This is a genomic window from Pseudomonas sp. 32_A (genome assembly GCF_017490905.1).
GTDB classification, from domain to species: Bacteria; Pseudomonadota; Gammaproteobacteria; order Pseudomonadales; family Pseudomonadaceae; genus Aquipseudomonas; species Aquipseudomonas inefficax.
This window is the reverse complement of sequence record NZ_JAFGYI010000012.1, coordinates 93,776-105,422: the sequence shown is the minus strand read 5'-3', so window position 1 is coordinate 105,422 and position 11,647 is coordinate 93,776. Positions and strand designations below refer to the sequence as shown.

The following is an 11,647-nucleotide window of genomic DNA, read 5'->3' as shown; positions in this document are numbered from 1 at the left end:
TTTTTTGTTGTGGTTATCGGGTCAGGGGTAGCCGCAGGTCACTTCGGGCTTGTCGTAGCCCAGGCTGTCCATTTCGTTGAACGGGTGCAGGAAGCCCTCTTGCGGCGAGGTGCTGACCAGGGCCCGCGGCTGCACCAGTGGGATTGGCTGGCGCAGCTCGCCGTTCCATGGGCGGTAGCTGAGCTTGCGGCCTTTGAAACCGTCCAGCGGCAACTGCTCGCTGAGCAGCAGTTGTTGCAGGGCGCGGGGCTCGGCCTGGCGAAGTTTGCTCACCGCGCTGGCAACGCTGCGCACGGCCATCCAGGCGGCGAAGTCGCGGTCGTTCATCCAGCGCCCGGCCTGGGCTTCGAAGCGCTTTTGCAGCTGCGCCGCGCCGAAGGTTTCCACGGTCTTGTGCCAGCCGGTGGGGGTCAGGCCCTGGGTACCGGCCACCGGGCGCGGGTACCAGGTCTGGTAGGGCAGGTACTCGCCGAAGTCGCCGCGCTCGTCGGCCACCAGCACCACGTCGTACTCGGCGGTTTGGGTGAACAGCGGCATGTCGGCCTGGGCGCTGCGGCGCTGGTCGTTGTCGAATGTCCAGGCTTTTTCCGCGACCAGCTGCACGCCGAAGCGCTTCATGGCGCGGCGCAGGGCCGCCGCATAGGCCCGGTCGTCGTCGGTCTGGCCGACGATCAACAGCGCCCGCTGCCATTTGCGCAGCACCAGGAACTGCGCCAGGGCATCGGCCAGCATGGCGCGGCTGGGCAGGCTGTGCAGCACATTACCCAGGCACTGGCTGCTGCGCAGGCTGTCGTCCGGGCTGCCGGCGTTGAACAGCAGGCTGTCTGGCAGGGCGGCAGACAGCGCGCGCAGGCTGCCGGCGGGGGCATTTACCACGAACAGCCGCAGGCCCTGATCATGCTGGGCCTTGGCGGCTTGCAGCAGGGCTTCGGGGCTGTCGAGGCTGGCGTTGGCCAGGTGGAACTCCTGCTTGAGAAAGCGCCCGCTGCTGTTGCTGTCGACAATCGCCAGTTCGGCGCCCTGCAGCCCGGCATCGGTGGGCTCGGGAATGATGTTGGACAGCAGCGGGCCGGGATCGGGGCGATAGCCGAGGTAGCCGATGCGCACCTGCAACGGTTCCGCGCCCTGGGCCTGCGCGGCGGATGACGGGCTCGCAGAAAGCGTCGCGGCCAGGGCCAGCAGGCAGGTCAGGGCAAGGTGGGCAGGCTGGCGCATAAGGCAACTCCACGGCAGATGGCGCCAGCATAGGAAGCCCGCCGAGAGGGGGAAATATGCAGAAAGTAGCGCTCGCCCGGTACCAAGGTAGTAATTCACCACCTGTGCCCGGGTTTTACGATGAGCCGCAGCCCCCCAGAGGAGAACTGCCCATGTGCCTTGTCAACCTGTCGGCCCTGTGGCGCATCAACCTGTGGGTCACGTGCTGCTTTGCGATGGTGACGCTGGCCTGTGCCGGCGTGCTATTGCACCAGGCAGTAGCCGATGTGGAGCGAGAGTTGCAATCTGCAGAAGCCGTGGTGGCCTACCTTGGCGACACCGCCGAACGTGCCCCACAGAGCCTGCAACCCCGGCTCACGCAAAGCCTGCGCCATGTGCGGGTGCACTGGCTGGCGGCGGGCGAAGCCGCGCAGCTGCCGCAAGAGACCGGCCTGGATGCCTGGCTGGGCCGCCAACTGCTTGGCCAGCGCCACGGCAGCAGTCGGCTGCTGGAGCTGGGTGACGGGCGCCGGGTAATGATTGCCGTGGATGCGCGCGATGAGATCGACGAGGTCCGTGACTCCCTGCAGCAGCTGTTGGTCTTGTGCGGCCTGGCGTTGTTGCTGAGCTTGTTGACCATCCGCTGGGCGGTGCGGCGGGGCATGGGCTTGCTGGACGATTTGCTGCAGGCCTTGCGCCAGGTCTCGGGGGGGCAATTGACCGCGCGCCTGCGCGAGGCCGGCCTGCCGGAGGCGCGCCAGCTGGCCGAGCACTTCAACCGCATGACCGCGTCTCTGCAGCAGGCCCGGGCCGACAATACTCAACTCACCCAAGCCCTGCTGGCGGTGCAGGAGCGAGAGCGCACCCAGCTGGCGCAGACCCTGCACGACGACCTTGGGCAATACCTGGCGGGAATTCGCGCCCAGCTCTGCCTGCTGCGCATGTTCGCCGACCAGCCAAACGTGGTGGCGCAGACGACACGCACCCTGGAGCTCGATTGCGAACGCCTGCAGCAAGGTTTCCGCGCCCTGGTACATGACCTGTACCCGCTGGCGTTGCAGCACATGCCGCTGGCCGAAGCTTTCGGCCTGCTGGTGAGCCAATGGCAGGCCAGTCAGGGTATCGATTGTCGCCTGCGGGTCGGCGAGCAGCTGCCGGCGCTGCCCGGGGCAAGCCGGACGCATTTGTATCGCTTGCTGCAAGAGGCATTGACCAACGTCGCCCGGCACGCTGGCGCCAGCCAGGTGCGGGTACGCCTGCAACGCAGCGCCAAGGGCTTGCGCCTGCTGGTTCGTGACAACGGCTGCGGTGCCAGCCAGCCCCAGCGCCCTGGGGTAGGCCTGCACTCGATGGCCGAGCGTGCCCGTAGCCTGGGCGGTGAACTGCGCATCCTCAGCCGCCCGGGTGCCGGCTGGGCGCTGGACTTGAATATTCCCATGGAGGTGTGATGAATATCGTGTTGGTCGATGACCACGCCGTGGTCCGCCAGGGCTATGCCAGCCTGTTGCGGGCAGTGCTGCCGGCAGTACAGGTGCGTGAGGCTGCCAGTGGCGAAGAGGCGCTGGCCCGGGTTCAGGAGCAGGTGCCCAACCTGGTGATCATGGACTTCGGCCTGCCAGGCATCAGCGGCCTGGAAACCACCCGGCGCCTGCGCCAGCGCCTGCCGCAATTGCGGGTGCTGTTCTTCAGCATGCATGACGAACTGCCGTTGGTGCGCCAGGCGCTGGATGCCGGGGCCTCGGGCTACCTGACCAAGAACTCGGCGCCCGAGGTGCTGATCGAGGCGGTGCAGCGCGTGTTGGCGGGGCATGCCTATATCGAACAGCCCTTGGCCACCCAGCTGGCCTGCACCTCACAGCAGAATGCCAGCGACCCGCGCCTGCAACGCATGACCCAGCGTGAGCTGGAGATTTTCGTGATGCTGGCCAAGGGCACACCGGTGCGGGGGATTGCCGAGCAACTGTGCATCAGCGCCAAGACCGTGTCCAACCACCTGACCTTGCTCAAGAGCAAGTTGCAGGTCACTTCACATGCCGAGCTGGTGCATCTGGGGATTGATCTGGGGGTGGTGCGGGTGGCGGGGTGAAGTTTCTTTCTTCGAAGACCATCATGTGACTGATGGATTTAGCAGGGACTATGTGGGAGCGGGTTCACCCGCGAATGAGGCGACTCGGTATATGGCACCGGCTTTGCCGGTGTTCGCGGGTGAACCCGCTCCCACAGGGGAACAATGTGCCCAAGCACGCGTTGCTCAATTGTCCCAGGTCTCGGGGCACCCCTTGCACCCCTCCATGTTGGCCTCCTGAAAATTCCCATAATGCTGGCGCGCCCCGCGCAAGTCGGCGCGGGCCAGGTTGCTCTGGCCAAACTTGGCCTCCTGCAGATTGGCATCGCCGAGGTCGGCATCTTGCAGGTCAGCCTTGCTCAGCCAGGCCATTTCCAGGTCCGCCGCCCGCAGGTTGGCCTGGTGCATCTTCGCCCCTGACAACCTGGCGAACTGCAGGTAGGCCGCGCTGAGGTCGGCCTTGGCAAATTGCGCACCCTGGGCAAACAGGCCCCAGCCCTGAATGGCCACGAGCCGGCCATGGCTCAGGTCGGCCAGGCGCAGGTTGCTCTGCTGCAGGCTGGCGCGGGTCAGGTTGGCGCCTTGCAGGCTGGCCTTTTCCAGGTTGGCCAGGTCCAGCCGGGCATGGCGCAGGTCGGCACCGCGCAGGTCGGCGCCGGCTAGGTTCATCTTGCGCAGGTCCTGGTTGGCCAGGTTGGCGCCACGCAGGTCGGCCCCCGGGCACTGGCTGGCTTCGGCAATCACGCAGCCGTTGATGGCCAGGGGGGGATCGTTGCCAGCGTCGTCGGCATTCTTGGCAACGGCAGGGGACAGCACGATCAGCAAGGCAAATGGCAGGTAGTTCATGGCGAAGGCTCTCGATGTGAAGTCGGGTGTGCGTCCTGGGGCTGCAACGCAGCCCCAGTGATGCATCAACTCAGGCAGTCACCGCTGTGCAGTCTTGTTGTCCCAGCTGGGGATCTTGAACACCCAGAACGAACCGCCCTGGGCTACCGGTTTGGTCAGCTCGGCCATGTCGCCGCCCCACAGCGGTACCGCGCCGCCGTAGCCCACGGTCACGCCGATGTACTGCTCGCCGTCCTGTTCCCAGGTGATTGGCGGCGAGACGATGCCGCTGCCGGTCTGGAACTTCCACAGTTCCTTGCCCGTTTTGGCGTCGAAGGCCTTGAAGAAGCCATCGCCGGTGCCGGTGAACACCAGGTTGCCCTTGGTCGCCAGCACGCCGGCCCACAGCGGCAGGTGTTCCTTGTGCTCCCACACCAGCTTGCCGGTGCTCGGGTCCATGGCGCGCAGGGTGCCGACATGGTCGTCGTACATGCGTTTGATACGGAAGCCCATGCCCAGGTAGGCCGAGCCCTTCTTGTAGTTCACTTCCTCGGTCCAGTACTCCTCCTTCCACTGGTTGCCGGGGATGTAGAACAGGCCGGTGTCCTGGCTGTAGGCCATGGGGTTCCAGTTCTTGCCACCCAGGAACGGTGGCGAGACCTCAACCGGCTTGCCCTTGGTTTCACCTGGCAGCGGCTTGGGCGGGCGTTGGCCGGGGTTTTCCACCGGGCGCCCGGTCTTGAGGTCGATGTGGCTGGCCCAGGTGATGTTGTCGACGAAGGGGAACGCGTTCTGCAGTTTGCCGTTGCTGCGGTCCACCACATAGAAGAAACCGTTGCGGTCGGCGTGGCCGGTGGCCTTGACCAGCTTGCCTTCCTTGTCCTTGTAGTCGAACAGCACCAGCTCGTTGTTGCCGGAGAAATCCCAGGCATCGTTGGGTGTGTGCTGGTAGAACCACTTCACTTCACCGGTGCTCGGGTCGACGCCGACCTGCCCTGAGGTATACAGGCTGTCGTAGTCATGCGGGTTGCCGTCCTTCGAGGTGCGCGCCCAGGTGTTCCAGGGGCCGGGGTTGCCTGCGCCGACAATGATGGTGTTGGTCTCGGGGTCGAAGCTGGCGCTTTGCCAAGGCGCGCCGCCGCCGTGGCTCCAGGCTTCGACCTTGCCGGTTTCGGTGCTGGGGTCGTCCGGCCAGGACGGTGCCTTGACGTCACCGGTCGGCGTGCTGTCCTTGCCGTTCAGGCGGCCCATGTGGCCCTCGACGAAGGGCCGCATCCACACCTCTTCGCCGGTGTCCGGGTCGCGGGCGAACAGTTGGCCGACCACACCGAACTCATCGCCGGAGCTGCCGTGGATCAGCAATACCTTGCCGCTGGTCTTGTCCTTGATCAGCACCGGGGCACCGGTCATGGTGTAGCCGGCGGCGTGGTCGCCGAACTTCTTGTTCCACACCACTTTGCCGGTGCGCTTGTCGAGCGCAATGACCCGCGCGTCGAGGGTGCCGAAGTAGATCTTGTCGCCGTAGATCGCCGCGCCGCGGTTGACCACATCGCAGCAGGGGCGAATGTTGTCCGGCAGGCGGTGGTTGTAGGTCCACAGGCGCTTGCCGGTTTTCGCATCGAGGGCGAACACCCGCGAATAGGAGCCGGTGACGTAGACCACGCCGTCACTGACGATGGCCTGGGATTCCTGGCCGCGCTGCTTCTCGTCGCCGAAGGAATAGGACCAGGCCGGGGTCAGCTTGAACACGTTCTGGTCATTGACCTGGGCCAGCGGGCTCCAGCGCTGGGCGTTGGTGCCCATGCCGTACTGCAGCACGTCCTGGGTGGTCAGGTGGTCGTTGGCGATGTCTTCCCAGGTGACGTTGTTGCCGGCAGGTGCAGCTGGGGCGGTGGCGGCTATGGCCGCGTTGCTCAGGGCCAGGCTACCGGCCAGCAGCAAGGCCCGCACGCTCAGGGCCAGAGGGGAAAGGGCGGGTAGCGTTCTTGTTGTCATGGTTGCAGTTCCCAGTGGAGGTTTTGGCCTGCACAGGGTGGGACGGGGCGGGTGTTGCGGGATACGGAAAAAGTCCCGCCCTTGCCGGGAATAGTTCCCGTAGGGCACCTCATTTGGCCCTTCGCCACAAGCCCTACTACCAAGGGAGTAAGGTGCGGCCACCAAAGCAGCATTCGGCCGCCTGCGGGCTGTTTTTAAGATGGCGACACGGCCTCTGTGGTTGAGGCCTTGCGTGCAACCGTGAGGGCATAAGAATGACAACAAAACGCAACGTCTTGCTGGCTGCCGGGCTGCTTGCCAGTGCGGTGCTGACCGGCACGGCCTGGGCACATGGCAATGTGGTGCCCCAGGCCGTGGAAACCAAGGGCCTGACCCCGATCAAGGACGCTGGCGTAAGCCTGGACGGCGACGGCTGGGCGGCGGTCAACCCGTACCGCAGCTCTCCCGAGCGCGACAAGGCCGTGGAAATCGGCGCCTCGGCCTACAACCAGAACTGCGCCGCCTGCCATGGCCTGGAGGCCAAGTCCGGGGGTATCGCACCGGATTTGCGCATGCTCGATGCTGGCGAGGCCGGGGATGAATGGTTCGTCGAGCGCGTACGCCATGGTGCGGTGCGCGATGGCCGGGTGTACATGCCGAAGATGGCTGATTACCTGAGCCAGGAGGCCCTGTGGGCAGTGCGCACCTACCTGGACAGCGTGCACGTCGAGGAGTGACGGCCATGCGTCTGTTGGTGGCGCTGTTGAGTGGCTTGCTGCTGTGTTGCGCGGCGGCGCAGGCGCAGGTGCGCAGCTACGACGCGATCATTGCCGCCGGCGAACTGAAGGTGGCGGTGTACAAGGACTTTGCGCCCTACAGTTTCGAAGACCACGGCCAGCCGCGCGGTGTCGACGTGGAATTGGCGCAGGCCCTGGCCACGGCTTTGGGGGTACGCCTGCAGCTGATCTGGGCGCCACCAGGGGAAAAGCTCGACGACGATCTGCGCGACTACATCTGGCGCGGCAGCCCGCTGCGCCACCAGCAACTGGCCGACCTGATGATGCGGGTGCCGTACGACCATGCCTACGCGCAGCGGCGCAACGAGGTGGGCGAGCTGGAGAACGCCCAGGTGGTCATGTTCGGCCCCTATCAGGAGGAACGTTGGCAGGTCGCCTACGACCGCCGTCGCCTGGCCTCGGTGGCCAGTGTCGCGGTGTTCCAGCAGCACCCGATCGGGGTCGAGGTGGACAGCGTGCCGTCGTTCTACCTGACTTCCGTGTTCAACGGCATGCTCAGCGCCAGGACCCATCATTACCCCAATGTGCAGCAGGCGTTCGGTGCCATGCAGGCCGGCCAGGTTGACGCGGTGATGGCGATGCGCGGCGAGGTCGACTGGCAACTGCACCAGGCTGCCGACCCGCAACTGGCCCTGGCGGAAAACGCCTACCCGAACCTTGGCAAGCAGGCCTGGGAGATCGGCATGGCGGTGCATGAAAGCAACCGGCAGCTGGCCTATGCGGTGGAGGAGGCGCTTGAGGCGTTGATTCGCGATGGGCGGATGAAGGCGATTTATGCCCACTACGGCCTGCGCTATCAAGTCCCGGAAATGTATCAGTAGCATTGGCGCGGTCCCTGTGGGAGCGGGTTCATCGATGCGTCGAACCGCCGCGAACACCGGCGAAGCCGGTGCCATATACCGCGTTGCATTCTTCGCGGGTGAACCCGCTCCCACAAGGACCGTGCAATGTCAGCCAGATTTGCGTTGATCAAAGGGGGTGGGCGATGAACTGGCGAGCAACTTTGCTGCTGGCCTGCTGGATGCCCTGGGCCGCACAGGCCCTGGCCAGCGAGCCAAGTAACCACAAGGACCCGGTGCCGTCAGTGATGTGGGACTTCTATCACAAGCAGCTGCTGGGCCAGGCCGCATTCGTGTTCGACGACCGGGTCAAGCTGCTGGCGCCACCCTTTGCCGAGGACGCCCGTCAGGTGCCGCTGGAGATCGACGCCCGGGCGTTCGGCGGCGAGGTGGTGCGGATTGTTGCCTGGGCCGAACTCAACCCGCTGCCGCGCATTGTCGACTTCCAGCCCGGCGAGCGCGTGCTGCCCTGGTTGTCGATCCGCATCCGCATCGAACAGGCCACACCGCTGCGCGCTGCGGTGCTGACGCGCGACGGCCTGTGGCACGTGGGCTCGGCGTTGATCGATGCCGCTGGCGGCGGATGTACCGCGCCTAGTGTGGTACGCACCCAGCCTGGCTGGGAGGAGCACCTCGGTGAAGTCCTGGGCGGGCGCTACCCGCGCGGCGACAGCAGCCGCTTGCGCCTGCAGGTGGCCCACCCGATGGACAACGGCCTGGTCAGCGGCATTCCCGAATTCTTCCTCAACCATGCCGAGCTGCAAGGCGCGGACGGCCAGCGCCTGGCCAGCCTGGAGCTGTACCCGGCGGTCAGCGAAAACCCCAACCTGGGCTTCGACATCCAGGGCCCCGGGCCGACCCGGTTGGTGTTGCAGGACAACAGCGGCAACCAGTTCGAGGCGGCAGTGCCCTGAACGCGTTACCCGACTCCATCCCTGACCAGAGGCGCCCGTCATGCGTTGCATTCTGCTGTTGCTGCTGTGCCTGGGCCTGCCGGCCTGGGCAGACCTGAACTATCGGCTCAAGCCCCGGCAGATCGCCGAGGGCACCTGGCTGCTGGAGGGTAGCACCGACAATTTCGCCAAGGATAACGGCGGCAATATCGTCAACACCGCGTTCATCGTCACCGACAGCGGGGTGGTGGTGATCGACAGCGGGCCATCGAAACGTTACGGCGAGGCTTTGCGCCAGGCCATTGCCGCCACCACCGACAAGCCGGTGCTCGAAGTGCTGCTGACCCATCACCACCCCGACCATGTGCTGGGCAACCAGGCGTTTGCCGATGTGCCCATCGGTGCCCTGGCCGGTACCGGCGAGCTGTTGCAGCAGCAGGGCGAGGCCATGGCCGAGAACATGTACCGCCTGGTCGGCGACTGGATGCGCGGTACCGAGGTGGTACTGCCGACACGGGTGCTGGAGCCGGGTATCCACGAGGTGGGCGGGCACCGCCTGCGGCTGCTGGCGCTGGGCGGGCATACCGGTGCCGACCTGGCGATTCTGGATGAAACCACCGGCGTGCTGTTCGCCGGCGACCTGGTGTTTTACCAGCGCGCGCTGACCACGCCCAACAGCCCGGGGCTGGAGGTGTGGCTGAAGGACCTGGACACCTTGCAAGCGCTGCCCTGGAAGCAACTTGTACCCGGTCACGGCCCGCTGGCCAGCGATGCCCGGCCGTTTGCGCAGATGCGTGATTACCTGGGCTGGCTGGATGGGCTGATGCGTGACGGTGCGGCGCGTGGCGATGACATGGCCGAGATGATCCGCAGCCCGATACCCGAGCGGTTTTCCCGTATCAGCCTGACCCGTTACGAGCTGATTCGCAGTGTCAGCCACCTGTATCCGCGTTATGAACGCCAGCAGCTGCGGCGCGTGGATAGCAAGGGCTGACACGGCCCCTGTAGGAGCGGCCTTGTGTCGCGAAGGGGCTGCAAGGCAGCCCCGGCGATTTCAGCTATGGCACAAATCCTGGGGCCGCTTCGCGCCCCTATCGCGACACAAGGCCGCTCCTACAGGGGGCCGCGCAAGTTCACCGATACCAAGGAACTAGAAAACTCCGCACTGCGTGCAATTGTTGGCAAGCAGGTCGGGACCAAGAATTCCCGACACACCGGGAAGTTTTCCCGGATACAACAAAAAAACCAAAGGTAGCCGTCATGACCCGATCCACACGTCGTCCCGTGTTCGCCTTGAGCCTGGTGCTCAGCGCCATGCTGCTTGCCGGTGCAGCCCACGCCGCTGTCAGCAACGAAGAAATTCTCCAGGACCCGAAGAACCCGCAGCAGATCGTGACCAATGGCCTGGGCGTGCAGGGCCAGCGCTACAGCCCGCTGAACCTGCTCAATACCGACAACGTCAAGGACCTGCGGCCGGTCTGGGCGTTTTCCTTCGGTGGTGAGAAGCAGCGCGGCCAGCAGGCCCAGCCGCTGGTCAAGGACGGGGTGATGTACCTGACCGGCTCCTACTCGCGGGTGTTCGCCGTGGACGCCCGTACCGGCAAGAAACTGTGGCAATACGATGCGCGCCTGCCCGATGACATCCGCCCGTGCTGCGACGTGATCAACCGCGGCGTGGCGCTGTACGGCAACCTGGTGTTCTTCGGCACCCTCGATGCCAAGCTGGTGGCGCTGAACAAGGACACCGGCAAGGTGGTATGGAGCAAGAAGGTGGCCGACCACAAGGAAGGCTACTCCATCAGTGCCGCGCCAATGATCGTCAACGGCAAGCTGATCACCGGCGTTGCCGGCGGCGAGTTTGGCGTGGTGGGCAAGATTCAGGCCTACAACCCGGAAAACGGCGAACTGCTGTGGATGCGCCCGACCGTGGAAGGGCACATGGGCTACGTGTACAAGGACGGCAAGGCGATCGAGAATGGCATTTCCGGCGGCGAGGCGGGCAAGACCTGGCCCGGCGACCTGTGGAAGACCGGCGGTGCGGCGCCATGGCTGGGCGGCTACTACGACCCGGAAACCAACCTGATCCTGTTCGGCACCGGCAACCCGGCACCGTGGAACTCGCACCTGCGCCCGGGCGACAACCTGTATTCCTCGTCGCGCCTGGCCCTGAACCCCGACGATGGCACCATCAAGTGGCACTTCCAGAGCACGCCACATGACGGCTGGGACTTCGACGGTGTCAACGAGCTGATTTCGTTCAACTACAAGGATGGCGGCAAAGAGGTCAAGGCCGCCGCCACCGCTGACCGCAACGGCTTCTTCTACGTGCTGGACCGCACCAACGGCAAGTTCATCCGCGGCTTCCCCTTCGTCGACAAGATCACCTGGGCCACCGGCCTGGACAAGGACGGCCGGCCGATCTACAACGAGGCTAGCCGGCCGGGTGCACCGGGTAGCGAGGCCAAGGGCAGCTCGGTGTTCGTGGCCCCGGCGTTCCTCGGTGCCAAGAACTGGATGCCGATGGCCTACAACAAGGACACCGGGCTGTTCTACGTGCCGTCCAACGAGTGGGGCATGGACATCTGGAACGAAGGCATCGCCTACAAGAAAGGCGCGGCGTTCCTCGGCGCCGGCTTCACCATCAAGCCGCTCAACGAAGACTACATTGGCGTGCTGCGCGCCATCGACCCGGTCAGCGGCAAGGAAGTGTGGCGCCACAAGAACTTCGCACCGCTGTGGGGCGGGGTGCTGACCACCAAGGGCAACCTGGTGTTCACCGGCACGCCGGAAGGCTTCCTGCAGGCGTTCAACGCCAAGACCGGTGACAAGGTCTGGGAGTTCCAGACCGGCTCCGGCGTGCTCGGCTCGCCAGTGACATGGGAAATGGACGGCGAACAGTACGTTTCGGTGGTTTCCGGCTGGGGCGGCGCGGTGCCGCTGTGGGGCGGCGAAGTGGCCAAGCGGGTCAAGGACTTCAACCAGGGCGGCATGCTCTGGACCTTCAAGCTGCCCAAGCAACTGCAAACGGCAAGTGCCAGCCGCTAAGCCGATCACCTGCCG

At 65.3% G+C, this 11,647-nt stretch carries 10 protein-coding genes; 7 read left to right on the top strand and 3 right to left on the bottom strand.

Annotation, left to right across the window (positions count from 1 at the left end):
* Positions 1 to 21: 21 nt before the first annotated feature.
* Positions 22 to 1,215 carry an ABC transporter substrate-binding protein gene (locus J5M58_RS10125; RefSeq protein WP_207878062.1) on the bottom strand — a complete coding sequence of 398 codons (1,194 nt, stop codon included), beginning with the start codon at positions 1,213 to 1,215 and terminating at the stop codon, positions 22 to 24.
* A gap of 152 nt (positions 1,216 to 1,367) precedes the next feature.
* Here J5M58_RS10125 and J5M58_RS10120 point away from each other — a divergent pair, with 152 nt between their 5' ends.
* Entirely contained in the window at positions 1,368 to 2,642 is a 1,275-nt protein-coding gene (locus J5M58_RS10120; RefSeq protein WP_207878061.1) for a histidine kinase, read from the top strand.
* Complete coding sequence (locus J5M58_RS10115; RefSeq protein WP_207878060.1) at positions 2,642 to 3,280, top strand: response regulator transcription factor; 639 nt, start codon at positions 2,642 to 2,644, stop codon at positions 3,278 to 3,280. The genes J5M58_RS10120 and J5M58_RS10115 overlap by 1 nt, the downstream gene beginning before the upstream one ends.
* A 165-nt stretch (positions 3,281 to 3,445) precedes the next feature.
* Here the strand turns inward: J5M58_RS10115 and J5M58_RS10110 are convergent, their stop codons facing one another.
* Both J5M58_RS10110 and exaA read right to left on the bottom strand, forming a co-directional pair.
* The gene (locus J5M58_RS10110) at positions 3,446 to 4,105 is read right to left on the bottom strand and encodes a pentapeptide repeat-containing protein (protein WP_207878059.1); all 660 of its coding nucleotides are present in this window, start codon (positions 4,103 to 4,105) and stop codon (positions 3,446 to 3,448) included.
* A gap of 78 nt (positions 4,106 to 4,183) precedes the next feature.
* Entirely contained in the window at positions 4,184 to 6,079 is a 1,896-nt protein-coding gene (gene exaA, locus J5M58_RS10105) for a quinoprotein ethanol dehydrogenase (protein ID WP_112253865.1), read from the bottom strand.
* A 254-nt stretch (positions 6,080 to 6,333) separates the two neighbouring features.
* On the opposite strand from exaA, the gene pedF reads away from it, so the two are divergent.
* From pedF to pedH, 5 genes are all read left to right on the top strand, one after another.
* Positions 6,334 to 6,795, top strand: coding sequence for a cytochrome c-550 PedF (gene pedF, locus J5M58_RS10100; RefSeq protein ID WP_112253864.1), 462 nt, complete (start codon positions 6,334 to 6,336; stop codon positions 6,793 to 6,795).
* A 5-nt stretch (positions 6,796 to 6,800) separates the two neighbouring features.
* Positions 6,801 to 7,676, top strand: coding sequence for an ABC transporter substrate-binding protein (locus J5M58_RS10095; protein WP_207878058.1), 876 nt, complete (start codon positions 6,801 to 6,803; stop codon positions 7,674 to 7,676).
* Positions 7,677 to 7,840: 164 nt separating this feature from the next.
* The gene (locus tag J5M58_RS10090; protein WP_112253862.1) at positions 7,841 to 8,608 is read left to right on the top strand and encodes a quinoprotein dehydrogenase-associated SoxYZ-like carrier; all 768 of its coding nucleotides are present in this window, start codon (positions 7,841 to 7,843) and stop codon (positions 8,606 to 8,608) included.
* 40 nt (positions 8,609 to 8,648) lie between these two features.
* Entirely contained in the window at positions 8,649 to 9,581 is a 933-nt protein-coding gene (locus tag J5M58_RS10085) for a quinoprotein relay system zinc metallohydrolase 1 (protein ID WP_207878057.1), read from the top strand.
* A gap of 266 nt (positions 9,582 to 9,847) precedes the next feature.
* Positions 9,848 to 11,632: a PQQ-dependent alcohol dehydrogenase PedH gene (pedH, locus tag J5M58_RS10080; RefSeq protein ID WP_025339553.1), complete on the top strand. Its 1,785-nt coding sequence runs from the start codon at positions 9,848 to 9,850 to the stop codon at positions 11,630 to 11,632.
* Positions 11,633 to 11,647 lie beyond the last annotated feature (15 nt).